The organism is Ramlibacter tataouinensis, assembly GCF_027941915.1.
GTDB classification, from domain to species: domain Bacteria; phylum Pseudomonadota; class Gammaproteobacteria; order Burkholderiales; family Burkholderiaceae_C; genus Ramlibacter; species Ramlibacter tataouinensis_C.
In genome coordinates, this window is record NZ_CP116009.1 from 1,042,117 (window position 1) to 1,066,970 (window position 24,854).

Genomic DNA, 24,854 nt, shown 5'->3' on the forward strand with positions numbered 1-24,854 from the left:
CTCAGACGTCGAAGTACAGCTGGAACTCCCAGGGGTGGGGCCGCAGCCGGACGGGATCGATCTCCTTGCGCCGCTTGTAGTCGATCCAGGTGTCGATGACGTCGCGCGTGAAGACGTCGCCGGCAATCAGGAAGGCGTGGTCCTCCTCCAGCGCCGCGAGCGACTCCTGCAGCGATGCGGGAACCTGCCGCACCCGGCCCGCTTCCTCGGGCGGCAGGTCGTAGATGTTCTTGTCCAGCGGCTCCCCCGGCTCGATCCGGCCGGCGATGCCATCCAGGCCGGCCATCAGCATCGCGGCGAACGCGAGGTAGGCGTTGGCGGAAGGGTCGGGACAGCGGAACTCCACGCGCCGGGCGCCCGGCGAGCTCGAGTACATCGGAATGCGCGCGGCCGCCGAACGGTTGCGCTGCGACATGGCGAGGTTGACGGGCGCCTCGTAGCCCGGCACCAGCCGCTTGTAGGAGTTGGTAGTGGGAGCGCAGAACGCCATCAGGGCCGGCGCGTGCCTGAGCAGCCCACCGATGTACCAGCGGCATTCCTGCGAGGTCAGCGCCCAGCCATTGGCGTCGTAGAAGAGGTTCTTCCCGTCCTTCCACAGGCTCTGGTGGCAATGCATGCCGCTGGCGTTGTCGCCGAAGATCGGCTTGGGCATGAAGGTGGCCACCTTGTCGTGCCGGCGCGCGACGTTCTTGCAGATGTACTTGTAGATCATCACGTTGTCCGCCATCCGCGTGAGGGGCGCGAACTTCATGTCGATCTCGTTCTGCCCCGCGGTCGCGACTTCGTGGTGGTGCACCTCGACCTGGATGCCGGCCTGCATCAGCGCCAGCACGATCTCGGAGCGGATGTCCTGCAGCGTGTCCTGCGGCGGCACCGGAAAGTAGCCTTCCTTGAAGCGCGACTTGTAGCCCAGGTTGCCGCCACCGTACGCGCCTTCGTCCGCGCCCGAGTTCCATGCGCCTTCGGCCGACTCGATGTAGTAGTAGCCGGAGTGTTCGTCCTGGCCGAAGCGCACGGAATCGAAGATGAAGAACTCCAGCTCGGGCCCGAAATAGCAGGTCTGGGCGAGGCCGGTGGACTTCAGGTAGTTCTCGGCCTTGCGGGCGACATGGCGCGGATCGCGCGAGTACGGCGTGCCCAGCACGGGATCGTGCACGTCGCAGACCATGGCCAGCGTCGGCAGCTCGCACAGCGGATCGACGAACGCCGTCGACGGATCGGGCTTGAGCAGCATGTCCGACTCGTGGATCTCCTGGAACCCGCGGATCGACGAGCCGTCGAAGCCGATGCCGTCGCTGAAGAGCCCCTCGTGCAGCTCAGGCAGGGCGATCGAGAAGTGCTGCCAGATCCCCGGCAGGTCGGTGAACCTGAGGTCGATGATCTGGATCCCCTGGTTCTCGACCATGGAGATCACGTCCCCGGGCGACGCCGGCCGCTTGATCTGGTACCCGCCCGGGGTGACGGAGGCGGTTCCGGTTTCCGTGACAACCTGCTGAGTGGACATGGCTGCCTCCTGAGCGATGACCCATCGTAGGCCGGCCGATCCGGATTGCAAGGCGTTCGCGGGAACGCCGGCGCCGTGCCGGCGCGCCGCTGCCTCATCCGCGCCATCGTTCAGCCCAGCTCGAACGTCGTGACCCCATACAGGCCGTGCATGTTCACGGCCGGCGGTTGGCCCGTGTACATGCGTGCGGTCTCGAACGACCGGCTCGCCCTGCAGCGTGCCGACGAAGAAGCCTTGCGGATCGGCGGCGTGGAAGGTCCCGGCGTCGTGCAGGCCCGGATTCCAGCCTTCCCGTGCCGCCCACTCGATCGCCAGCGCGACCTCGTCACGGCCCATGTCCGGGCGACATACCCCGCTTCCATCGCGCCATCCTAGGTCCGGTCCACCGTCGAGCGAAGCAGCTGCTTGCATCCGTTTGCGGATCTTGCGCAGGAGAACTTCAACGCCCGTGCGCACGTGCCGAAGCGATGCGCGGGGATACCGTGTCAGCGACGGTGGTCGCGGCGGTGATGATGGCGGTCGGGATGGTGGTGGTGGCGGTGGCGGTAGCCGGGGCCACCGAAGATGTCGAGACGGACGCTCGGGCCGTAATGGACCGGCGGCGGCACATAGACCGGCGCCGGCGCCACGATGACCGGTGGCGCGTTGCCGTACGCCACCGGTGCGGGATAGGTCGCGTAGGCCGGGGGCTCCGAGTACACAGCGCAGCCACCCAGCACCCCTGCTGCCCCGAACACTGCTGCCGTGAATGCAATGCGTTTGACGATGCGCTTGACGTTCATGGCGCGATCCTCTTCCATTGGAGCCGTTGCGCGATGGCCGGCACGCAAACTTCGCCATCAGATGTAAGCGCGCCAGGGGTCGGCGGGTGCGCAGCCGCGGACAATCGCGTGCCAAAGCGGCGACCTTGATTGCCTCTCCCGTGCCATGACTGCCGACCCGCCAGTTCGCCTGGCCCAGCCCGCCGATGCGGGGGACATCGCCGCGATGTCGCGCGACCTGATCGAACGCGGCCTGCCGTGGACCTGGCGCCGCGACCGCGTGCTGGCGGCCATCCGCGATCCCGACACCAACGTCGCCGTCATCCGGGTGGATGGCGCCCTCGTTGCGTTCGGCATCATGGAGTACCTGGAAGCAGATGCCTACCTGTCCCTGCTGGCCGTGCGCGGAACGAGCCAGCGCAGCGGGTTCGGCCGCTCGCTGCTGCGCTGGCTGGAAGCGTCAGCCCGGGTCGCGGGCGCGCGCCGGATTCGCCTCGAAGCGAGGCGGGACAACGTCCCGGCCCGGACGTTCTACAACGAGCTGGGCTACCACGAGGTGGCGATCAGGCACGGCAGGTACAGCGACGGCGTGGACGGGGTGCTGCTGGAGAAGTGGCTGCGGACATCCCCAGCTCCCTGAGGGCCGGTCAGCGCGCCAGCAGCGCCGTCGTCAGCGGGTCGCGTTGGCCACCGAACCAGGCTTCCAGGCATTCGGAGAAGGCCCGGGACCCGGGCGCCACGGCTTCGAACAGCGTGAGGCAGGAACGCAGCTTCATGGCATCCACCTCTCCGAATACCTCCGTGGCGGAGCGATCGCGCACCGCCAGCAACAGGTCACAGCACTCGAGCAGCCGCGGACCCAGCACCGGGTGCTCGAGGTAAGCCCGTGCTTCCTCGGCCCCGGCGATGCCAAAGAAGCGCGCGGTGCCGCTTCGGCCGAGCGCTGCCAGCTGGGGAAAGACGAACCACATCCAGTGCGTTCGCTTCCGGCCGGCGCGCAGCTCCGCCGTGACGTCGTCCCACACGGGCGCCTGCGCGTCGGCAAAGCGCTGGAGGCGAAACGGGTCGGCGGACATGCCTCGAGCAACCGGCTCTGCGATCGCCTCCTCACTCGAGGGTGAAACCGACCTTCAGCGTCACCTGCCAGTGGGCCACCTTCCCGTCCTGGATATGGCCGCGTGTTTCCACGACCTCGAACCAGTTCATGTTGCGGAGGGTCTCGCTGGCCTTGGCAATGGCCGTGTTGACGGCGTCTTCGATTCCCGAGGGCGAGGACCCGGTGATTTCCAGGATCTTGTACACGTGTTGGGACATGGCATCTCCTGACAGTCGACTGATGGTGTTGGCCCCTCGGGTGCGACTACCTCGATGCGCCGCTCGTCGTGGCCGACCCCATCGTGCCGATGATGTCGCTGCCAGCCGCTCCTGCCGTGCCGGCCATGTCGGTGGTCGTGCCGGTCGTGCCGAACGCGCCCGGTGAGACGAACGTGCCCGGCGTGCCGCTCGTGCTGAACGTTCCGGGCGAGCCAAACGTTCCCGGTATGACGAACGTTGCCGGTGCACCCGACGTTCCGGTGGTGCCGGTCGTGCCGGGCGAACCGAACGTTCCCGGTATGACGAACGTCCCCGGCGTACCCGACGTTCCGGTGGTGCCGGTCGTGCCGATCGACCCCGGCGAGCCGAACGTTCCCGGTGTGACAAAGGTCCCCGGCGTTCCTGGCGTCGCAAGCGTTCCCGGCGTTCCAAACGTCCCGGGAATGACAAACGTTCCCGGGGCGCCAATCGTGCCCGTCGCGCCGGCCGTGCCAGTCGTACCGGCGGCGCCGGTCGTGCCAGTCGTGCCAGTCGTGCCAGTCGTGCCAGTCGTGACAGTCGTGCCGGTCGTGCCGGTCGTGCCGGTGCTCGTCCCAGCAAGGAGCGGCGACACGAACACCTGTCCGTTCGTCTGCTGGAACGTGCCGGAGGCCAGCACGGCGCGGCTGGCGTCGTCCGCCAGGGCGAGCGCGCGCCAGTTCGTTTCTCCGGCGGGCGCGGTCGCCTGCGTGAACGAGACGCCGCCGTTGGTGGACAGCAGCACCTGCCCGGGGCCGCCGCCCACGGTCGAGGACAAGGTTGCACCGATCACCCCGCCGTCGCCCGACATCGACAGCGACGTGTAGGCGCCGGCCACGGCGCTGCCTTGCCTCCAGCTCAACTGGGAGCCGGAGAGATTGCCGACGTAGAGCCCGGTGCTGGCGTTTGCGGCCGGCACGCCGATGCCGAAATCCGTGTTGCCGGCCACGGCGATCCGGGAGCCGTCGTCGGACATGGCCACGCGGTACCAGCCGTTGGCCACGTCCGTCCCGCCGACCCTGACGGGAACCGGCGCGAACGTTAGCCCGGCATCGCCCGACACGTACACGATGCCGTTGTGGCTGACCGCGACCACCCGCGTGCCATCCGCCGAGCTGTCCACCCCGCGGAAGGCGTCGACCAGGGCCGCGCCGCCTGCCAGCCTCGCCTGGGTGAACGTGGGAGTCGACGCGTTCGCGTTGGTGGACACCCAGACCGGACCGTTCAGCACCACGGCCACGATGCGCGAGCCGTCGTCGGAGATCGTGACCGACTCGTAGTCGAGCGCATTGGCCCGGTTGATCGCCGTGTCGATGCGAGTCCAGGTCGCACCGGAGTCGGTCGACAGGAACATGCCGCCGCCGATGCCCACCGCCACCATCCGGTCGCCCGCCGGCGTCATGTCCAGCGAGATCCACAGCGCGGACGGCGCGCTGGTGGGCGTGAATTCGACGCCCGAGTTGCGCGACACGAAGATCTGCCCGCCGTTGGTGCGGATGGTCGTGGCGGCCATCACGGTCCCGGTCTCGTTCGTCGCCACCCAGTGGTACTGGTCCGGGACCAGCCCTCCCGCCGGGGTCCAGGCCAGCGCGACCGGGCTTGCGGCGCTGGCCGTTCCACCCGAAGCGCCGCCCGACCCGCCGGCCGAGGTGCCGGTGGCCGCCGTGCCAGTGCTCGTCCCGTTATCGTCCCCGCCGCCACAGGCGGCCAGGCACACGGCCGCCAGCACGGCTGACAGCCGGACCTTCCCTTTCCATGCTTGCCGCATCGTCGGGCTCCATCCATCGGGACACTCGCGACTGCCGCGAAGTCGCGTTCGACGATGACGAGGCCGGGCGCCGGATGCGCACCGGTTTGCAATTCTTGTGAACGCACCGTTGCCCACGGCCGGGCGAGCGGCCGTTCGCCCAAAAGCCAAGCTCGACCAGGTGGAATGAGGCACGGACCGGCCTGCGCGTGAATGAGCAGCGCGCGAACGTCGCGCCGGGCGCGCTCGCCGGCGGTACCGTTGGTGACGGTTGCCGCGCCCGGCCACCGGGAAGCAGCCTGATGAGGCGCATCGAGCCGGCGCGGGGGCTGCAGCCGGCTCGGGCGCGCGACGCCTCTCAGGCCCGCTCGAACACGGCGGCCAACCCCTGGCCGCCGCCGATGCACATGGTCTCGAGGGCATAGCGGCCCTTGCGCCGCTGCAGTTCATGAAGCAGGGTGGCGAGGATGCGCACGCCGGTCGCGCCGATCGGATGGCCGAGCGAGATCCCCGAGCCGTTGACGTTGAGCCGGTCGGGGTCGTTCCAGCCCCAGCCGCGCAGCACGGCCAGCACCTGGCAGGCAAACGCTTCGTTCAGCTCGACCAGGTCCATCCGGTCCAGGGTCAGGCCGGTGCGCGCCATCAGCTTCTCGACGGCCGGCACCGGCCCGATGCCCATGCGCGAGGGCTCGCACCCTGCCGCCGCCCAGCCCACCAGGGTGGCCATGGGCTGCAGGCCGAGCGACTCCAGCCGGTCTTCGGCCACGACCAGGCACGCCGCCGCGGCGTCGTTCTGCTGGCTCGCGTTGCCGGCCGTGACCGTTCCGCCCTTCACCAGCGGGCGCAGCGCTCCCAGGCTCTCCATCGAGGCGTCCTCGCGGATCCCTTCGTCGCGGGTGACCAGCCGGGGCTCCCCCTTCTTCTGCGGCACGGGCACGGGAACCACTTCGCTGTCGAACCGCCCGTCGCGCCAGGCCGCGGCCGCGCGCTGGTGGCTGCGCACGGCGTAGGCGTCCGCTTCCTCGCGGCCGATGCCGAAATCGCGGGCGAGGTTCTCCGCCGTCTCGATCATCCCGGAGATCGCCCCGAAGCGTTCCACCGGCTGCGAGCGCTCGCGCCCGCGCTCGAGCCGGTCATGGAACCTCACGCTGCCGGCGCGCGCGCCCCAGCGCATGTCGGTGCTGTAGTACTCCACGTTGCTCATGCTCTCGACGCCGCCGGCGACGACGACGTCGGCGGCGCCGCTCTGCACCATCATGCAGGCCGTGACGATCGCCTGCAGGCCGCCGCCGCAGCGGCGGTCGAGCTGGAAGCCCGGCACCGACACCGGCAGCCCGGCCTGCAGCGCGGCCCAGCGACCGATGCACGGGGTTTCGCCGCTGGCGTAGGACTGGGCGAACACGACATCGTCGATGCGCTGCGGATCGATCCGGGTCCTATCCAGCAGCTCGCGCAGCGTGATGGCCGCCAGCTCCTCGACCGGCACCGGCCGCAGGCTGCCGCCGAAGGTGCCGACGGGGGTGCGAAGGGGGGAAACGATGGCGGCTCGGCGCATGGGCATTCCTCGATAGCGTGGTTGAAAGTTCCGCCGGACGGCTCATGACGCGCGGCTAGAACGAGCGGGGCAGCCCCAGCAGGTGCTCGGCGACGTAGCTGAGGATCAGGTTGGTGGAGATCGGCGCCACCTGGTACAGCCGGGTCTCGCGGAACTTGCGCTCGACGTCGTATTCGTGGGCGAAGCCGAAACCGCCATGGAACTGCAGGCAGGCGTTGGCCGCCTCCCAGCTGGCCTTGGCCGCCAGGTACTTGGCCATGTTGGCTTCGGCGCCGCAGGGCTGGCCGGCGTCGAACAGCCGGCAGGCCTTGAAGCGCATCAGGTTGGCCGCCTCCACCTCGATGTAGCTTTCGGCGATCGGGAACTGCACGCCCTGGTTCTGGCCGATCGGCCGGCCGAACACCATGCGCTCGCCGGCGTACTTCGTCACCTTGTCGAGGAACCACCAGCCGTCGCCGATGCATTCGGCCGCGATCAGCGTGCGTTCGGCGTTGAGCCCGTCCAGGATGTACCTGAAGCCCTGGCCCTCCTGGCCGATCAGGTTCTCGGCCGGGATCTCCAGGTTCTCGAAGAACAGCTCGTTGGTCTCGTGGTTGACCATGTTGGCGATCGGCCGCACGGTCAGGCCGCTCTTCTCGGCCTCGTGCAGGTCGACCATGAAGATCGACATGCCTTCCGATTTCCTCTTCACCTCGGCCAGCGGCGTGGTGCGCGCCAGCAGGATCATCCAATCGGAGTGCTGCACGCGCGAGATCCACACCTTCTGGCCGTTGACCACGTAGCGGTCGCCCTTCTTCACGGCGGTGGTCTTGATCTTGGTGGTGTCGGTGCCGGTGGTCGGCTCGGTCACGCCCATCGACTGCAGGCGCCATTCGCCGGAGGCGATCTTCGGCAGGTACTTGCGCTTCTGCTCGGGCGAGCCGTGGCGCAGCAGCGTGCCCATGTTGTACATCTGGCCGTGGCAGGCGCCGGCGTTGCCGCCGCTGCGGTTGATCTCCTCCATGATCACCGAGGCCTCGGCCAGGCCCAGGCCCGAGCCGCCGTACTCGGCGGGGATCAGCGCCGCCAGCCAGCCCGCGCGGGTCAGCGCGTCGACGAAGGCCTCGGGGTAGGCCTTGTCCGCGTCGACCTTCCGGTGGTACTCGTCGGGGAACCCGGCGCACAGGGCGCGGACGGCCTCGCGGATCTCCTGGTACGCGTCGGGGGTGGTCAGCGCGTCCATCAGCTTTCCTTCCCCGACCGGAACGCGCCGCCGCCACCGGCCGGCGTTCCCTCGGCCAGGTCACGCAGCAGGTTGCGGGCGATGATCAGCTGCTGGATCTGGGTCGTGCCCTCGTACAGCCGGAACAGCCGCACGTCGCGGTAGAACCGTTCGATGCCGTACTCGGCCATGTAGCCGGCGCCGCCCAGCATCTGGACCGCGCGGTCGGCCACCCGCCCGCACATCTCGGTGGCGAACATCTTGCAGCACGACGCCTCAGTGGACACGTTGCGGCCTTCGTCGCGCCGGCGCGCCGCGTCCAGCACCATGCATTCGGCCGCATAGATCTCCGCGTGGCTGTCGGCGATCATGGCCTGGACCAGCTGGAACTGCGCGATCGGCTGGCCGAACTGCCTGCGCTCGACGGCATACCGCAGTGCGTCGTCCAGGATGCGCCGGGCCGCGCCCACTGCCACCGCCGCGATGTGCAGGCGGCCCTTGTCCAGCACCTTCATCGCCGTCTTGAAGCCGCGCCCTTCCTCCAGCCCGATCAGGTTGGCGGCCGGCACCCGGCAGTTCTCGAAGATCACGTCGCAGGTGTGGGCGCCGCGCTGGCCCATCTTGCGGTCCTTCTTGCCGAAGCCGATGCCCGGCGAGCGCGCATCGACGATGAACGCGGACACGCCGGCGGCGCCCTTCTCCTTCGGGTCGGTGCGGGCCATCAGGGTGAAGATGCCGGCCTGCGGCGCGTTGGTGATGTAGCGCTTGGTGCCGTTCACGACGTAGCTGTCGCCGTCGCGCACGGCCGTGGTGCGCAGCGACGCCGCATCGGAGCCGGCCTCGGGCTCGGTCAGAGCGAACGACGCGATCAGCTCGCCGCTGGCCAGCCGCGGCAGGTAGAGCTGCTTCTGCTGCGGCGTGCCGTCCATCAGGATGCCCTGCGAGCCGATGCCGACCGTGGTGCCGATGATGGAGCGGAACACGGTCGAGGCCCGGCACAGCTCGAAGACGACCCGGACCTCTTCCTCCATCGTCAGCCCGAGGCCGCCATAGGCCTCGGGGATCGACAGGCCGAACAGGCCCAGCTCCTTCATCTCCTGCACGATCGCCGGCGGGATCGCATCGGTTTCTTCCACTTCCGCTTCGGCCGGGATCAGCCGTCCGCGCACGAAACGCGAGACGCTGTCCAGCAAGGCGTCCAGCACTTCAGGATCCCTGATCATGTCTTTGCTCTCCTCGATGACTCTGTTGGGGGGTGGCGTGCTCAGCCGAAGCGGCCGCCGGTGACGTGCAGCACCTCGCCGCTGATGAAGCCGGCCCGCTCGGAGGCCAGGAACACGACGGCATCGGCCACGTCCTGCGGCCGGCCGACCCGCTTGATCGGCTGCGCCTGGATCGCCTTGTCGCGGATCTGCTCGTAGGTGGGCAGCGCCTGCACCATCTCGGTTTCCATGAAGCCGGGCGCGACGCAGTTGACCGTGATGCCGTAGCGCCCCTCTTCCTGCGCCAGCGCCTTGGCCATGCCGATCAGGCCGGCTTTGGCGGCTGCGTAGTTGGCCTGGGTCGGGTTGCCGAAGTGCGCGCGCGAGCTGATGTTCACCACCCGCCCCCAGCCCTGCGCGATCAGCGTGGGCATGACGGCTTTGGTGACGAGGAAGGCGCCCTTGAGCATGACCTGGATCACCAGGTCCCAGTCTTCCTCCGTCATCTTCACCAGGTAGCGGTCGCGCGGGAAGCCGGCGTTGTTCACCAGGATGTGGATGCCGCCGAAGGTCGCGAGCGTCTCCTGCACCAGCCGGTCCACGTCGGCGGCGCGGGTGATGTCGCCGATGACGCAGTGCGCCTGCAGGCCCTCGGCGCGCAAGGCCTCGGCCGTGGCGCGCGCCCCTTCGGCGTTGATGTCGGTGACCACCACCCTGGCGCCTTCCAGGGCGAGGCGACGCGCGGTTTCGGCGCCCAGTCCGCGCGCCGAGCCGGTCACGATCGCGACCTTTCCTTCGATTCCCATGTCCATGGTTTTCTCCTGTGGGGGACGCCGCGCGGCGCGGCGAAACATCGGGCGCCCGCGGGGGCTTGCTAGAGCGGGGCTCCCTGGCGAGCGAGCAGTTCGCGGGCCTGCCGCTCGAGCCCTTCGCGTTGTTCGGGAGCGGCAATCTCGATCATCCGGCGCACGCGCGCTGACAGCGGCTGGCCGCGCAGATCGGCGCTGCCGTGCTCGGTGACGACGATGCCGGCATCGCTGCGCGCCGTGCTCACCGGTCCGGAGAGGGTTGCGACGATCCGGCTGCGGCTGCCGGCCATCGAAGGCAGCGCGACGATCGGCACGCCGCCGCGGCTGCGCGCCGCTGCGCGCAGGAAGTCCACCGCACCGCCGACCGCGCCGACATAGACGCCGTTGGCGACCTCCGCGTTCACCTGGCCGGTGAGGTCCACTTCGATCGCGGAGTTGATGGCGACGAAGCGGTCGATGCGGGCCAGTACGTCGGCGGCATGCGTGTACTCGCAGCCGCGCAGGTGCAGCGCCGGATTGCGGTTCGCCCAGCGGCGCAGCGTCGCGCCACCCATCAGCAGGCCGGCGACACCCACGCCGCGGTCGATGCTCTTGCGGGCATTCGTCAGGACGCCCTGCTGCGCGAGCAGGGCCACGCCGTCACTGGCCGCACCGGTGTGCAGGCCGAGATCGCGGTGCCCGTGCAGCGCGGCGAGCACGGCATCCGGGATGGCGCCGATGCCGATCTGCAGGGTGGCGCCGTCTTCCACCAGGCCGGCCACCCGCCTGGCGATCTCGGCGTCGGTAACGCTGCGGCGCGGCGTCGCACTCTCCAGCGGGGGATGTCCGGCCTCGACCAGCAGGTCGAAGTCCTCGGCGGCCAGCAGCCGGCTGCCGAAGGTGAACGGAACTTCCGGGTTGACTTCGGCGATGACCACCCGCGCGGCCTGGATGCAGGGCACCAGGTAGTCGTTGGCCAGGCCCAGGCTGTAGAGGCCATCGGCGTCGGGCGCAGACACCTGCAGCAGCACCACGTCGATGCGCAGCGTTCCCTGCGCGATCAGCGTGGGGAGCGCCGAATAGTGGACCGGCAGGATCTCCAGCCGGCCGGCTTCCGCGAGCGCCCGGTGGGTGCCGGCGCCGCAGTAGCTGAGCACCTCCAGGCCGGCCGCCGGCGCGGCGGCGAGCGTGTCGGAGGCGCCGATGCCGACGAACAGGCGCAAGTGCCCGAGCCGGTCCGCCTGGGCGACCAGCGCCCGGGTCAGCGTCAGCGGCTCGGCCGTCGCCTGGCCCCAGCACACCCGATCCCCGGGGCGGATCCAGCGCGACAGGTCGAGCGCTGCGGCGTTTTCCATCTGCATCAGGCCAGGCATTCCAAGGATCAGACTACGCCCTCGGCGGCCAGCGCCTGCACTTGCGCCTCGGACAGCCCCAGTTCGGCCGCCAGCACCTCGGCCGTGTGCTCGCCCAGCACGGGCGGGCTGCCGTGCTGCACCGGCGTGCGCGAGAAGCGCAGCGGGCTGCGCAACAGGTCCACCTCGCCGCCGCGCGCATGCGGCACCCGCTGCACCAACTCGCGATGGCGGCTCTGCGGATCCTCGAACACGTCGGCCATGGTGTTGATCGGCCCGCAGGGAATGCCGGCCGGCTCGAAGCTGGCCACGATCTCGGCGCGGCGGCGCGGCGCAAAGCAAGGCGCCAGCTCCTCCCGCAGCGCCAGCCGGTGGGTGACGCGCAAGGCGTTGGTGGCAAAGCGCGGATCGGCGGGCAGCTGCTCCAGGCCCAGCAGCCGGCACAGGGCGTCGAACTGGCCGTTGTTGCCCACCGCCACGATGAGCTGCCCGTCCGCGCAGTCGAACACCTCGGACGGCGACGCGATCGGGTTGCTGTTGCCCATGCGCGAGGGCAGCCGGCCCGTCATGAGGTATCCGACGGCCAGATGGCCGTTCAGCGCCACCGAGGCGTCGAGCATGGCCGCATCCAGGTGCTGGCCTTCGCCGGTGCGCTGGACATGCAGCAGCGCACCCAGGACCGCGTTGCCGGCGTACAGCCCCGTCACCACGTCGGCGATCGGGATGGCCGTGCGCATCGGACCGCCGCCGGGTTCGCCGTCGGGCCGGCCGCAGGTGCTCATCAGCCCGGCCTGCCCCTGCAGGATGAAGTCATAGGCGGGGCGCGCCGCGTAGGGACCGTCCTGCCCGAAGCCGGTGACGGAGCAGTAGACCAGGCGCGGGTTGTCCCGCGCGAGCGTGGCGTAGTCCAGGCCGTAGCGCGCCAGCGTACCCACCTTGTAGTTCTCCACCACCACGTCGCAGCGCGCCGCGAGCCGGCGCACCAGCGCCGCGCCGCGCGGCTCGGCGATGTCCACCGTCAGCGAGCGCTTGCCGCGGTTGTACGCCAGGAACAGCGCCGAGTCGTTGCTGTCCCCGCCGGTCTGCGGATCGGCCAGGAAGGGGCCCATGCGCCGCGTGTCGTCGCCCTGGCCGGGGCGCTCGATCTTGAAGACGGTGGCGCCCATGTCCGCCAGCACCTGCGTGCACAGCGGCCCCGCGACGACCCGGGTCAGGTCCAGCACCTTGATGCCTTCCAGGATGGCTTGCATGCTCACTCCGAGGGGTTGGCGCAGCTGCCCAGCAGCTGCGCGGGAACGGTCACCGGCAGGTCCAGCAGCATCTGCGCGTAGGACTTGCCGAGCGGATCCGAGCGCAGGCTGCACACGCCGCCGCCGCTCAGGGCCCCGCCCAGGACGAAGTTCAGCGCGTTCAGCCCCGGCAGCTCGTAGCGCCGCACCTCGCCGCGCACCAGGTGCGCGAAGTACCCGCGCACGCGCTCGGGCGTGAGCGCCGCCACCAGCACGGGCAGGTATTCGGGCCGGCGGGCGATCACGCCGATGTTCTCGTCGTCGCCCTTGTCGCCGCTGCGGGCCCAGGCCAGCGCCACCAGCGGCACTTCGACCGTGCGCCTCGCGGGGGTCGAAGCCGGGAGCGGGGGCAACGGTACTGCCGCTTGTTCCGGGCCCAGGGGCGGACAAGGCACGTCCTGCCGCGCATCGCCCAGCGCCACTTGCAACGCGACCTCCGGCTTGGCCACCAGAAACGAGAACACCTTCACCACCGGCTGGACGTCCTGCCGGCCGGCGAAGGTCGAGCGCGTGCCGGGGCCCATCGAAGTCCCGGCCGACGAACACTCGCGCTGCAGCAACTGCAGGGCCTCGCGCTCCGGGTGCCGCACGGCGATGCGCAGCACCACCTCGCGCGTGGGCAGCGCGCGCGCATGCGGGCCGTAATGCGACTCGGCGCCCAGCAGTTCGACGCAGGTCTCGGCATAGTCGCCCCAGCCCTGCGCGGCCATCTGCTCGCGCGTGCGCTGCAGCAGTGCGTCGGCGGTGCGCCGCGCCTTGTCCGCCGCATCGATGCCGCGGATGGCCATCATCAGCTGCAGCTGGAAGCCGTCGCGATAGGTGCCGTTGGCCTTGTAGGTGGCGGTCGGCGGCCGGCCGCGGGCGCCGCTCACGCGCACCGTGCCCGGCGCGCCGGCTTCGACGCGCACCTGCCGGAAGTCGCAGGTCACGTCCGGCATCAGGTAGCTGGCCGGATCGCCGATCTCGTACAGCACCTGCTCGGCCACGGCGCCAGGGTGGACCAGGCCGCCGGTTCCCTCGGGCTTGGACAGCACGAAGGTGCCGTCCGCCGCCACGTCGATGACGGGGTAGCCGATGTGGGCCCAGTCGGGCACCTCGCGCCAGTCGGTGAACAGGCCGCCGGTGGCCTGCGCGCCGCATTCGATCACGTGGCCGGCCAGCGTGCCGGCGGCCAGGCGGTCCCAGTCCTGCGCACCGCCCTCCCAGGCCCAGCCGAACTCGTGCGCCAGCACGCCGAGCACCACGGCGCTGTCGACGCAGCGGCCGGTGATGACGATGTCGGCGCCCATGGCGAGCGCCTGCGCGATGCCGCGCGCGCCGACGTAGGCGTTGGCGGACCCGAGCTGCGCCGGCGGCGCCTCGCCGGTGGCCAGGTCGCGCACGCCGGCGGCGCGCAGCGCCTCGAAGCGCGGCAGCAGGTCGTCGCCGGTCACGATCGCGATGCGCGGGCTCAGCCCCTGCTGGGCGGCGATCGCCGCCAGCGCGTCCCGGCAGGCCTGCGGGTTCAGGCCGCCCGCGTTGCTGACCACGCGCACGCCCTGCGCCAGGATCGCGCGCAGGTGCGGCGCCATCGCCGCCTGCACGAAGTCCGCCGCGTAGCCCAGCTCCGGCGACTTGGCGCGGGCGCGCGAGAGGATCGCCATCGTGGTCTCGGCCAGGTAGTCGTAGACGAGGTACTCCAGGCCGGGCACGGCCAGCAGTTGCGGCGTGGCGGTGGCGCTGTCGCCCCAGAAACCGCAGGCGCCGCCGATGCGCACCGTCCGGCTCATGCCGGCACCTCCTCGATGCGCATCAGCAGCGCGCCCTTGGCGGCCTGGCCGCCGGCGGCGACGCACAGTTCCGCCACGCGGCCGGCGATCGGCGCCACCAGCGTGTGCTCCATCTTCATCGCCTCCAGCACGGCCAGGCGCTGCCCGGCCTGCACGCTCTCGCCGGCGGCCACGGCGACGGCCACCACCCGCCCGGTGAGCGGCGCCGTGACGCTGCCACTGGCTCCCGCCTGATCGCCGCGCGTGCGATGGGCGCCGATGCGCTCGAAGGTCCAGGCGCGCCCGGCGTGGAAGAGATGCAGGGTGTCGCGCTCGGCCGCCACCCAGGCCGACTCGCGCAGGCCGTCGATCTCGGCCTCGAGCCGGGCGCCGCCGGCCTGCCGGCGCGGCGCGCGCAGCTCCAGCCGCGTGGCTTCGGCGCCGTCGCGCGCGAGCTCCAGCCGCCAGCCGTCGCCGGCCCGCTGCAGCCGCAGCTCCCACTGCGCGCCGGCCGCTGCCAGCGCGAGCGTGGGCGCTCCGGACGCGAGGGGCGCCTGCGAGGCGTCGAAGGCATCGAGCCGATCCGCCAGCGCGGCCAGCGCCGCGAACGCCACCGTCCGGTCTTCCGGCACGGCCCGGCGCGACAGCGCGGCGCCGAAGCGCTCCTCGATGAAGCCGGTGTGCACGCCGCTGCCTTCAGCCAGCACCGGGTCGGCGAGGCAGTCGGCCAGGAAGCCCTGGTTGCTCGGCAGCCCCAGCAGCACCGTGCGGCGCAGCGCTGCCAGCAGCTTGCGGCGCGCCTCGTCGCGGGTCGCGCCGTGCGCCACCAGCTTGGCGACCATCGAGTCGTAGTGGGGGGAGACGCTGCCTCCCTCCGCCAGCGCGTGGTCCACGCGCACATCGGCGCCGGCCGCGTCCGGCGGCTGCCAGCGCAGCACCGGCCCGGTCTGTGGCAGGAAGCCGGCCGCCACGTCCTCGGCCGTCAGCCGCACCTCGATGGCATGGCCGCGCAGCCGGACGTCGTCCTGCTGCAGCGTGAGCGGCTCGCCGGCGGCGATGCGCAGCTGCCACTCCACCAGGTCCAGCCCGGTGACGGCTTCGGTCACGGCATGCTCCACCTGCAGCCGCGTGTTCATCTCCATGAAGTAGAAGCGGCCGTCACGGTCCAGCAGGAACTCCATCGTGCCGGCGCCGATGTAGCCGATGGCGCGGGCCGCGCGCACCGCCGCGGCGCCCATGCGTTCGCGCAAGTCGGCATCGACGGCGGGCGACGGCGCTTCCTCGACCAGCTTCTGGTGGCGGCGCTGCACCGAGCAGTCGCGCTCGCCCAGGTGGATGCAGTGGCCGTGCGCGTCGGCCAGCAGCTGGATCTCGACGTGGCGCGGCGTCAGGATCGCGCGCTCCAGGATCAGCTCGCCCGAGCCGAAGGCCTGCTGCGCTTCCGAGCGGGCCGAGGCGAGCGCGGCCGCGAGCAGGCCCGGCTCGTGCACCAGCCGCATGCCCCGGCCGCCGCCGCCCGCCGCCGCCTTCACCATCACCGGGTAGCCGATGTCGCGCGCGGCGGCGGCGAACGCCGCGTCGCCCTGGTCCTCGCCCTGGTAGCCGGGGGTGCAGGCCATGCCGGCGTCCTGCATCAGCCGCTTGGCCCGCGCCTTGTTGCCCATGGCACCGATCGCATCGGCGGAGGGGCCGATGAACACCAGGCCGGCCGCGTCCACGGCCGCCGCGAAGTCCTCGTTCTCCGCCAGGAAGCCGTAGCCGGGATGGATCGCGTCGGCGCCGGCGCGCTGCGCGGCCGCGACGATCGCCGCAATGTCCAGGTAGCTCTCGCGCGGCGCCGCGCCGCCGATGCAGACGGCGCGGTCGGCGGCCTGCACGTGCGGGCTGTCGCGATCGGCTTCCGAATACACGGCGACCGCGCCGTAGCCCATGCGGCGCACGGTGCGCAGCACGCGCAGCGCGATCTCGCCGCGGTTGGCGACCAGCACGGTGTGGAAGGGCCGCAGCTGCTTGGCGGTGCTCATGCGCCGCTCCCGCCGGCAGCCGGCGCGGGCAGGCGGGCCGCGCGCACGGCCTGCGGCGTCAGCTCGCGCAGCCAGGCCGCGGCACGCTTCTCGCGAAAAGCCGCAATGCCTTCGGCGCCCTCGTCGCGCAGGCAGCGCGAGAACGCGAGCGCCGCGTCGTCCAGCAGCGGCCCGACTGGTTCGTTGCCGCAGCGCCGCAGCAGCGGCTTGAGCTCGCGGTTGGCGTGCGGCGCGCACGCGCCGATGCGGCCCAGCCAGTGCGCCAGCAGCGCGTCCAGCGCCTCGCTGTCGGCGGCCAGCTCGTCCACCAGCCCGAGCCGCACCGCCGCCTCCCCGCTCACGCGCTCGCCCGTGAGTCCCAGCCGGGTGGCGATGCGCCGGCCGGTGCGTTGCACCACGAAGGGCGCGATCTGGGCCGGGACGATGCCCAGCGAGGTCTCGCTGAGTGCGAACTTGGCGTCGGCCGTCGCCAGCACCAGGTCGGCCGCGCAGGCCAGGCCCAGGCCGCCGCCCATGGCCGCGCCTTCCACCGCCGCCACCAGCGGCACCGGCAGCGACGCCAGCCGCTGCATGAAGCGGCCGAACTCGCGGTTGGCCGTGGCGACCGGGTCGTCGGCCAGCGCGCGGCCGCTCGCGCCGGCATCGAGCCGCGCCTGGAAGCTGCCCATGTTGCCGCCGGCGCAGAAGAAGCCGCCGGCGCCGCGCAGCACCAGCGCACGCAGCTCCGCGTCGGTTTCGGCCGTCGCCAGTGCCCGTCCCAGTTCCGCCACCACCTCGGGCGACAGCGCATTGCGCGTGTGCGGCACGTTCAGCGTCACGAACAGCACGTCGGCCTGGCGCTGCACCAGCAGGGTCTCGAAATCGCCCGTGCGCATCAGGCCCCCATGTCCATCAGGCCCATCTTGCGGGCGATCACCATCATCATCACTTCGTCCGCGCCGCCGCCGATGGAGCCGAGCCGGTAGTCGCGGTAGGCGCGCGAGACGCGGTTGTCCCAGGTGTAGCCCATGCCGCCCTGGAACTGCATGCACCAGTCGGCGATCTCGCGGCCCAGGCGCCCCGCCTTGAGCTTGGCCATGGAGGCCAGCTCGATCACGTCCTCGCCCTGGATGTAGGCCAGCGTCGCCCGGTAGGTCAGCGAGCGCAGCGCCTCCAGCTCGGTCTTGAGCTCGGCGAACTTGTACTGGATGAACTGGTTGTCCAGCAGCGGCTTGCCGAAGGCCTGGCGCTGGCGCAGGTAGGCCACGGTCTCGTCGATCAGGGCGATGCCGCCCAGCCGGCGCGCCGCGCCGTCCAGCCGCTCCTCCTGGAACTGCTTCATCTGGTAGATGAAGCCCATGCCCTCCTCGCCGATGCGGTTGCGCACCGGCACCCGCACCTCGTCGAAGAAGACCTGCGCGGTGTCGGAACTCCACATGCCGAACTTCCGGATCTTCTGGATCTCCACGCCCCGGGTGCGCTTGCCGCCCTCTTTCAGCGGCACGACGATGAGCGACTTGTTCCTGTGCGGCGCGCCCTCGGCGGTGTTGCACAGCAGGCAGATCCAGTCGGCCTGGGTGCCGTTGGTGATCCACATCTTGGAGCCGGAGATCACGTAGTCGTCGCCGTCGCGCCGCGCGCGGGTCTTCAGCGACGCCACGTCCGAGCCCGCGCCCTGCTCGGACACGCCGATGGAGGCGACCAGCTCGCCCGCGATGCTGGGCGCCAGGTACTCGCTGCGCAGCGCGTCGGAGCCGAAGGCGGCCAGCGCCGGCGTCGCCATGTTGGTCTGCACGCCGATCCCCATGCCCACGCCCTGCGCGCGGGCGTAGCCGATTGCCTCGGCGGCGGCCAGCGCATAGGAGAAGTCCAGGCCCATGCCGCCGTAGGCCTCGGGCTTGGTGATGCCCAGGAAACCCAGCTGGCCCATCTTGCGGAACAGCTCGTGCGCCGGGAAGAACTCGGCGGCCTCCCATTCGTCCACGAAGGGGTCGATCTCGCTTTCGACGAAGCGGCGGATGCTGGCCATCAGCTCGCGGTGTTCGTTGGTGTAGAGCATGTCGGATCTTTTGTGCGGTCAAACGGATTCAGAAGCGGGCAACGCCGAACTGCACCGGGCGCGGCTTGCGCGCCGCGGCTTCGCGGCAGGTGGCCAGCAGGAAGGCGAGCACGGCCCGCGTGTCGCGCGGGTCGATCACGCCGTCGTCCAGCAGGTGGCCGCTGGTGTAGAAGGCGCCGGCCTGGCGCTCGAAGTTGTCGACGATCTCGGCCTTCTGCGCGGCCAGGCGCGCCTCGTCCAGCGCCACGCCCTTGCGCCCGGCCTGCTGGCGCGCCACGATGTCCATCGTGGTCGCGGCCTGCTCGCCGCCCATCACCGCGGTGCGCGCGTTGGGCCAGGAGAAGCAGAAGCGCGGCTGGAACGCACGGCCGCACATGCCGTAGTTGCCGGCGCCGAAGGAGGCGCCGCAGTGGATGGTGACGTGCGGCACCTGCGAGTTGGCCAGCGCCTGGATCATCTTGGAGCCGTGCTTGATCATGCCGGCCTCCTCCGAGGCGCGGCCGACGATGAAGCCGGTGGTGTTCTGCAGGAAGACGATCGGCGTGCCCGACTGGTTGCAGGCCTGGATGAACTGGGCGGCCTTGGTCGCGCCGGCCGGATCGATCGGCCCGTTGTTGCTGATGAAGCCGACCGGAAAGCCTTCGATGCGCCCGTGGCCGCAGACCGTGGCCAGGCCGTAGTCGGGCTTGAAGTCCATCCAGCGCGAGTCGTCCACCAGGCGCGCGATCACCTCGCGCATGTCCATGGGCTTGCGGTGCTCCAGCACCATGGCGCCGGCCAGCTCCTGCGGGTCCAGCCGCGGCGGCAGGAAGCCCTGCGCCTGCGTGGCCGCATCCCAGCCCAGCGTCGCCACGATGTCGCGCGCGATCGCGATGCCGTGCGCGTCGTCCTCGGCCAGGTATTCGGCCAGGCCGCTGACCGAGGCATGCATGTCGGCGCCGCCCAGCTCCTCGTCGGTGGCGATCTCGCCGGTGGCGGCCTTGAGCAGCGGCGGCCCGGCCAGGAAGGCCCTGGCGCGGCCGCGCACCATCACCACGTAGTCGGACAGGCCCGGCATGTAGGCGCCGCCCGCGGTGGACGAGCCGTGCACCACCGTGATCACCGGCAGCCCGGCGGCCGACAGGCGTGCCAGGTTGTAGAACATGCCGCCGCCGCGGATGAACTTCTCCACGCGGTACTTGCGCAGGTTGGCGCCGGCCGATTCCACCAGGTGCAGGAAGGGCAGCCGGTTCTGCAGCGCGATGTCCTGGCAGCGCATCAGCTTCTGGTTGCCGGCTTCGGTCAGCGCGCCCGCGTCGATGCCCGAGTCGGTCGCGACCACCATGCAGCGCACGCCGCAGACGATGCCGATGCCGGCGATCTGCGAACCGCCGGGGATGCAGCGGTCCGGGTCCGGATCGTCCATGCCGTAGCCGGCCAGGTTGGCGATCGGCAGGAAGGGGGCGCCGGGGTCCAGCAGGCGCGCCACGCGCTCGCGCGGCAAGAGGGCGCGGCGGCGGGCGAACGCGGCAGCGGCGCGGGCCGAAGCATCGGCCGCGCGCTGCTCCAGCCCGCGCAGCTGCTCGATCAGCGCCAGCATGCCCGCGCGCTGTGCCTGGAAGGCCTCGGAGGCCGGGTGGAGGCGGGTTTCGAACGGCTGCATCAGATGTCCAGTCTCTTGGCGATCAGGTCCTTCATGACCTCTTCGGCGCCGCCGCCGATCATCATGACCTTCACCTCGCGGTACAGGCGCTCCACCCGGGTGCCCCGCATGAAGCCCATGCCGCCCAGGATCTGCACCGCCTGGTCGGCGCAGAACTGGAAGGTGTTGGTGGCGAAGTTCTTGGCCATGGCGATCTGCGCGAACGGCGATTCGCCCTCGTCCAGCCGCGCGGCCAGGTCGTCCAGCATCGCCCGCGTGGCCTCGATGCGGGTGGCCATGTCCACCAGCTTGTGGCGGATCGCCTGGTGGTCCGCCAGGCGGCGGCCGAAGGTGCGGCGCTGGCGCGCCCAGTCGCCCGCATCGTGCAGGCACACCTGCGCGTAGCCGCAGGCCGCGGCCGCCAGCTGCAGCCGCTCGTGGTTGAAGTTGCGCATCAGGATCGGAAAGCCCCGGCCCTCCTCGCCGATCAGGTTGGCGGCCGGCACGCGGCAGTCGTGGAAGCCGATCTCCGCCGTGTCGCTGGCCCACCAGCCCATCTTCTTCAGCTCCGAGCGCGTCAGGCCCGGCGCGTCGCCCGGCACCAGCAGCAGCGACACGCCGCCCGCGCCCTCCCCGCCGGTGCGCACGGCCACCGTGATCCAGTCGGCGCGCATGCCCGAGGTGATGAACAGCTTGCTGCCGTTGACGACGTAGTGGTCGCCCTCGCGCCGCGCCGTGGTGGCGAGCTGCGCGACGTCCGAGCCGCCGCCCGGCTCGGTGATGGCCAGCGCGGAGATGGTCTCGCCGGCCAGGATGCCGGGCAGCACGCGCGCCTTCAGCTCCTCGCTGCCTGCCGCAGCGATCGGCGGGGCGCCGATGGTGTGCGAGAACAGGCCCGAGGCGACCCCGCCCGAGCCGCCCCAGGCGCGCTCCTGGAACAGGATCACGCGGTGGAACGAATCGCAGGGCACGCCGCCATAGGCTTCCGGAAACCCGGGCTGCAGCAGGCCGGCCTCGGCGGCCTTGCGGTACAGCTCGCGCGGAAAGCCGCCGGCTTCGTCCCACGCGTCGGCGAAGGGGGCGACTTCCTTCTCGAAGAAGCGGCGCACGCTGGCGCGGAACAGTTCGTGGTCCGCCGTGTAGTGGCGGCGATTGGGGGCTTGCAGCATCACTCTTGCAGGAAATCGGGCATGCGGTACAGCGGGAAGCCCGTGTAGGGGCGAGACTTGTCGTGGGGCGGCAGCGCCCAGGTGTGCTTGGCGTTGGGTACGCCGCCGTCCACGCGCAGCGTGGTGCCGGTGATGAAGGCGGCCGCTTCGCTGAGCAGGAAGACCACGGCCGCCGACACCTCCGGCTCGGTGCCCAGGCGCTGCAGCGGCACCTTGCGCGCGAGCTTGCGGATGCGCGCCTTGAAGTCCTCCGGATAGGTGTCCAGCCCGCTGGAGGCGATCCAGCCCGGCGCCACCGCGTTCACGCGCACGCCGGCCACCGCCCATTCGCAGGCCGCCGTCTCGGTGAAGTTCACCATGCCGGCGCGGGCCGCACCGGAGTGGCCCAGGCCGGGCATGCCGTTCCACATGTCGGCGACGGCGTTGACGATGGCGCCGCCGTGGGCCTCCATCCACTGCGTGTAGCACTCGCGCGCCACCAGGAAGCCGCCGGTCAGGTTGTTGCGCACCACCGCCTCCCAGCCCTTCTGGCTGGTGTCCTTCAGTGGCGAGGGGTACTGCCCGCCGGCGTTGTTGAACAGGCCGTCGATGCGGCCGTGGTGCGCCAGCACCTCGGCCACCGCGGCCTGCACGCGGGCCTCGTCGCGGATGTCGCAGGCGTGGCGGCTGACGCGGCGGGCGGCCGTGGCCTCGCTCCAGCCCTGCGCCTGGGCGATCTCGGCCGCGACGGCATCCAGCTTGTCCCTGGTGCGGCCCAGCAGCGCCAGGCTCGCACCCAGCGCCGCCAGCTCGTGCGCGCAGCAGCGGCCGATACCGCTGCCGCCACCGGTGACCAGCACGACCTGGCCGTCGAACTGCCCGGGGCGGAAGACGGATCGGTAGCCCACGTCAGTTGGCGGCCTTGAGGCCCATTCGCTGCATCTGCTGGCGCGAAAGCTCGTAGCGCTCCCGGGCGAAATTGGCGTAGTCCGTGCTGCCCAGGTAGGCGGTCTCCTGGTTCAGCCGCTCCAGCAGCGCCTTGGTCGACGGCGCCTCCAGCGCCTTGCGGAAGGCGTCGTGCAGCTTGCGGACCACCGGGGCCGGCATGTCCTTGGGACCGGCGATGCCGAACGGCGAGTTGGAGACCATGTCCAGGCCGACGTCCTTGAGCGTCGGCACGTCCGGCCAGCGCGGCACCCGCTTCTCGGTCCACAGCACGACCACGCGCGCCTTGCCGTCGTCCACCATGGGCCCGATGGAGCCGGCGGTGACGCCCAGGTCCACGTGGCCGCCCATCAGGGCCGCGATGATCTCGGACTCGCCCTTGTACGGGATGTGGTTCAGCTTGATGCCGGCGCGCTGGGCCATCTCCTCCATGGTGATGTGCATGGTGCCGTTCACGCCGGTGGTGCCGTAGCTGATCTGGCCCGGGCGCTTCCTGGCCTCGGCCACGATGGCGGGCCAGTCCTTGTATGGGGAGTCGGTGCGCGACGCCACGCCCAGTGCATAGCCGGAGAGGTGGATCACGTAGGTGAAGTCCTTCAGCGGGTCGAACTGCGTCTTCTGCAGGTGCGGCACGCGGAACACCGACTCCGGCAGGATCGACAGCGTGTAGCCGTCCGGGGTCGCGCGCACCAGGTGGTTGGCGCCCAGCACGCCGGCGGCGCCGGGCTTGTTGTCCACCACCACGGTCTGCCCCAGCTCGCGCCCGGCGATCTCCGCCATGTGCCGCAGCAACTGGTCGGTGGCGCCAGCCGCCGCGAAGGGCACGATCAGCGTCACGGGCCGCGTGGGGTAGTCGGATTGCGCGTGGGCGGCGAGCGCACCGAGCGCGGCGCCGGCGGCCAGGACCCGCAAGACCTGTCTTCTGATGAGGGTAGCCATGGTTGTCTCCTTGGTGTGGTTCACGGGAGTCCCGCCGTCCTCGGCCGGGACGGGCCCGATTGAACGATGGAGTGCATGCGGGTGCAATCGAGGGAAGGCGAAATGTGCACAATGTGCACATGCCCCGCAGCCCCGCCCGCTCCGCCGACGGCCCCCCCGGTGCCCAGGCGATCGGCCGTGCGGCGGCGGTGCTGGCGCAGGTCGCCCGCCACCACGTCCGCGGACTGCCGCTGCGCGAGCTGGTGGAGCTGACCGGCCTGGACCGCACCACCGCCTGGCGCATCGCCTCGGCCCTGCAGCGCGAGGCCCTGGTCCAGCGCGACGAGTCCGGGCTGTACCGGCTGGGACTGGGTGCGATGGCGATCGGCGCGGCGGCGATGGACCGCCCGCCCATGGTCGACCGCTGCCGGCCGGTGATGAAGACCCTGGCGCGGCTGTCGGGCGACAACGTGTTCCTGGTGGTGCGCCACGGCGACCACAGCCTGTGCCTGCACCTGGAGGAAGGCGCCAACAAGGTCCGTTCCTTTCCGCTCAATGTCGGCGCCACCCGCCTGCTGGGCCTGGGGGTGGGCAGCATCGCGCTGCTGGCGCGGCTGAGCGACGAGGCGGTGGCGCAGCACTACGCGCGGCATGCGGCGGAATACGGTTTGCACGAAGTCGGCCGGTCCCGGCTGCTGCGCTGGGCGGCCGCCACCCGGCAAGCCGGCTACTCGTACGCCGGTGCCGGCGGCGTGACCGGCGTCGGCCTGGGTTTTCCGCTGGAAGGCTACAGCGACGCCGCGATGAGCGTGCTGGCGCCACGGACCCGGCTGCCGCGCGTCCGGGCGGTGCAGCTGGCCGCAGCGATGCGGGAGGAATGCAGGAAGGCGGGGCTGGCGTGACGCAAGCCCCTTCCCCGGCCGGGGCACCTTCGGCTTGCGAAGGATCAGCCCCGCCGGCTCCAGCCGCGGGCATCGACTGGTCCCAGGCTCGCGCCATCCCGCACGTCAACGTCCTTGCGCGAACCCAGCCGCGATGTTGATCGACAGCCCGAGGATCGCGAGGTTGAAGAAAAAGCACAGCACCGACTGCACCATGACGGTGGCCCGCATCGGCGTCGTGCGCACCGAGACATCCGATGTCTGGACCGCCACCGCAATGGTGAGCGCGAAGTACATGAAGTCCACGTAGGAAGGCGACTGCAGCCCCTCCGGGAACTCCAGGGGCAACCGGTTCGGGGCCGCGGAGTAATAGAGGTGCGCGTAGTGGAACGTATAAAGGGCGGCGATGAGGAGCCACGAGCCCACCACGGTCAGTGCGGTCACGCCATAGACGAACGGCGCACTCTCGCCCGAGCGGTCGCCGCGGGCCAGTTCCACCACGATGGCGGCCAGGCTCAGGACCGCCGCGCCGCACATGACCACCATCAACCCGGCGCTGCTGGCGTCCTCCTGCTTGGCGATGCCGCGCACGCCTTCTGCGCTCGTGCGCAGGGCCAGCCACGCGAAGGTGGCCAGGTAAGGCCACACGCCCAGGTTCCACGCCACGAGCACCCGCGCCGTGAATGTCCAGTCGTGGGGCAGGAGGAAGAAGGCAATCGCTCCCGCGGCTGCAGCGGCGAGGAGCCGGGGACGGTGCAGCCCAGCCTGACGGAACCGGTCGACCAGGGAGATCACGCGCG

General features: G+C 71.1%; 23 protein-coding genes. 3 read left to right on the forward strand and 20 right to left on the reverse strand.

Annotation, left to right across the window (positions count from 1 at the left end):
- Window position 1: 1 nt before the first annotated feature.
- Window positions 2-1,504 (reverse strand): type I glutamate--ammonia ligase, encoded by a 1,503-nt coding sequence (gene glnA, locus PE066_RS04795; RefSeq protein ID WP_271236505.1) that lies wholly within the window; start codon window positions 1,502-1,504, stop codon window positions 2-4.
- Window positions 1,505-1,654: 150 nt separating this feature from the next.
- Between glnA and PE066_RS21450 the strand changes: the two genes are divergently transcribed.
- Complete coding sequence (locus tag PE066_RS21450) at window positions 1,655-1,879, forward strand: hypothetical protein (RefSeq protein ID WP_440480577.1); 225 nt, start codon at window positions 1,655-1,657, stop codon at window positions 1,877-1,879.
- 110 nt (window positions 1,880-1,989) lie between these two features.
- Here the strand turns inward: PE066_RS21450 and PE066_RS04805 are convergent, their stop codons facing one another.
- Complete coding sequence (locus tag PE066_RS04805; RefSeq protein WP_271235424.1) at window positions 1,990-2,286, reverse strand: hypothetical protein; 297 nt, start codon at window positions 2,284-2,286, stop codon at window positions 1,990-1,992.
- A gap of 145 nt (window positions 2,287-2,431) precedes the next feature.
- Here PE066_RS04805 and PE066_RS04810 point away from each other — a divergent pair, with 145 nt between their 5' ends.
- Entirely contained in the window at window positions 2,432-2,905 is a 474-nt protein-coding gene (locus PE066_RS04810; RefSeq protein WP_271235425.1) for a GNAT family N-acetyltransferase, read from the forward strand.
- Window positions 2,906-2,912: 7 nt separating this feature from the next.
- Here the strand turns inward: PE066_RS04810 and PE066_RS04815 are convergent, their stop codons facing one another.
- From PE066_RS04815 to PE066_RS04895, 17 genes are all read right to left on the reverse strand, one after another.
- A complete protein-coding gene (locus tag PE066_RS04815; RefSeq protein ID WP_271235426.1) occupies window positions 2,913-3,341 on the reverse strand; it encodes a DUF1810 domain-containing protein in 429 nt (142 codons plus the stop codon).
- A gap of 31 nt (window positions 3,342-3,372) precedes the next feature.
- Window positions 3,373-3,579 (reverse strand): dodecin, encoded by a 207-nt coding sequence (locus PE066_RS04820; RefSeq protein WP_271235427.1) that lies wholly within the window; start codon window positions 3,577-3,579, stop codon window positions 3,373-3,375.
- 46 nt (window positions 3,580-3,625) lie between these two features.
- The gene (locus tag PE066_RS04825; protein ID WP_271235428.1) at window positions 3,626-5,365 is read right to left on the reverse strand and encodes a WD40/YVTN/BNR-like repeat-containing protein; all 1,740 of its coding nucleotides are present in this window, start codon (window positions 5,363-5,365) and stop codon (window positions 3,626-3,628) included.
- A 337-nt stretch (window positions 5,366-5,702) separates the two neighbouring features.
- Window positions 5,703-6,899, reverse strand: a complete 1,197-nt coding sequence (locus PE066_RS04830) for an acetyl-CoA C-acetyltransferase (RefSeq protein ID WP_271235429.1) — start codon at window positions 6,897-6,899, stop codon at window positions 5,703-5,705.
- A 55-nt stretch (window positions 6,900-6,954) separates the two neighbouring features.
- A complete protein-coding gene (locus PE066_RS04835; RefSeq protein ID WP_271235430.1) occupies window positions 6,955-8,121 on the reverse strand; it encodes an acyl-CoA dehydrogenase family protein in 1,167 nt (388 codons plus the stop codon).
- Window positions 8,121-9,323: an acyl-CoA dehydrogenase family protein gene (locus PE066_RS04840; protein ID WP_271235431.1), complete on the reverse strand. Its 1,203-nt coding sequence runs from the start codon at window positions 9,321-9,323 to the stop codon at window positions 8,121-8,123. The genes PE066_RS04835 and PE066_RS04840 overlap by 1 nt, the downstream gene beginning before the upstream one ends.
- 41 nt (window positions 9,324-9,364) lie before the next feature.
- Entirely contained in the window at window positions 9,365-10,114 is a 750-nt protein-coding gene (fabG, locus tag PE066_RS04845; protein WP_271235432.1) for a 3-oxoacyl-ACP reductase FabG, read from the reverse strand.
- A gap of 62 nt (window positions 10,115-10,176) precedes the next feature.
- Window positions 10,177-11,445, reverse strand: coding sequence for an acetyl-CoA hydrolase/transferase family protein (locus tag PE066_RS04850; RefSeq protein WP_271236506.1), 1,269 nt, complete (start codon window positions 11,443-11,445; stop codon window positions 10,177-10,179).
- A 26-nt stretch (window positions 11,446-11,471) separates the two neighbouring features.
- On the reverse strand, window positions 11,472-12,692 hold the full coding sequence (locus tag PE066_RS04855; RefSeq protein WP_271235433.1) for a CaiB/BaiF CoA transferase family protein: 1,221 nt from the start codon (window positions 12,690-12,692) through the stop codon (window positions 11,472-11,474).
- A 2-nt stretch (window positions 12,693-12,694) separates the two neighbouring features.
- Window positions 12,695-14,500, reverse strand: coding sequence for an acyclic terpene utilization AtuA family protein (locus PE066_RS04860; protein WP_271235434.1), 1,806 nt, complete (start codon window positions 14,498-14,500; stop codon window positions 12,695-12,697).
- Window positions 14,497-16,503: an acetyl/propionyl/methylcrotonyl-CoA carboxylase subunit alpha gene (locus PE066_RS04865; protein WP_271235435.1), complete on the reverse strand. Its 2,007-nt coding sequence runs from the start codon at window positions 16,501-16,503 to the stop codon at window positions 14,497-14,499. Before PE066_RS04865 ends, PE066_RS04860 begins: the two co-directional genes overlap by 4 nt.
- Entirely contained in the window at window positions 16,500-17,378 is an 879-nt protein-coding gene (locus tag PE066_RS04870) for an enoyl-CoA hydratase/isomerase family protein (protein WP_271235436.1), read from the reverse strand. Before PE066_RS04870 ends, PE066_RS04865 begins: the two co-directional genes overlap by 4 nt.
- Window positions 17,378-18,541, reverse strand: coding sequence for an acyl-CoA dehydrogenase family protein (locus PE066_RS04875; RefSeq protein WP_271235437.1), 1,164 nt, complete (start codon window positions 18,539-18,541; stop codon window positions 17,378-17,380). The genes PE066_RS04870 and PE066_RS04875 overlap by 1 nt, the downstream gene beginning before the upstream one ends.
- A gap of 28 nt (window positions 18,542-18,569) precedes the next feature.
- Entirely contained in the window at window positions 18,570-20,183 is a 1,614-nt protein-coding gene (locus tag PE066_RS04880) for an acyl-CoA carboxylase subunit beta (RefSeq protein ID WP_271235438.1), read from the reverse strand.
- Complete coding sequence (locus PE066_RS04885) at window positions 20,183-21,331, reverse strand: acyl-CoA dehydrogenase family protein (protein ID WP_271235439.1); 1,149 nt, start codon at window positions 21,329-21,331, stop codon at window positions 20,183-20,185. The genes PE066_RS04880 and PE066_RS04885 overlap by 1 nt, the downstream gene beginning before the upstream one ends.
- The gene (locus PE066_RS04890) at window positions 21,331-22,218 is read right to left on the reverse strand and encodes an SDR family oxidoreductase (protein WP_271235440.1); all 888 of its coding nucleotides are present in this window, start codon (window positions 22,216-22,218) and stop codon (window positions 21,331-21,333) included. The genes PE066_RS04885 and PE066_RS04890 overlap by 1 nt, the downstream gene beginning before the upstream one ends.
- Window position 22,219: 1 nt before the next feature.
- A complete protein-coding gene (locus PE066_RS04895) occupies window positions 22,220-23,194 on the reverse strand; it encodes a tripartite tricarboxylate transporter substrate binding protein (protein ID WP_271235441.1) in 975 nt (324 codons plus the stop codon).
- 119 nt (window positions 23,195-23,313) lie between these two features.
- Between PE066_RS04895 and PE066_RS04900 the strand changes: the two genes are divergently transcribed.
- Window positions 23,314-24,075 (forward strand): IclR family transcriptional regulator, encoded by a 762-nt coding sequence (locus tag PE066_RS04900; protein WP_271235442.1) that lies wholly within the window; start codon window positions 23,314-23,316, stop codon window positions 24,073-24,075.
- 105 nt (window positions 24,076-24,180) lie between these two features.
- Here PE066_RS04900 and PE066_RS04905 read toward each other — a convergent pair whose 3' ends face one another.
- Window positions 24,181-24,849, reverse strand: a complete 669-nt coding sequence (locus tag PE066_RS04905) for a DUF1345 domain-containing protein (RefSeq protein ID WP_271235443.1) — start codon at window positions 24,847-24,849, stop codon at window positions 24,181-24,183.
- Window positions 24,850-24,854 lie beyond the last annotated feature (5 nt).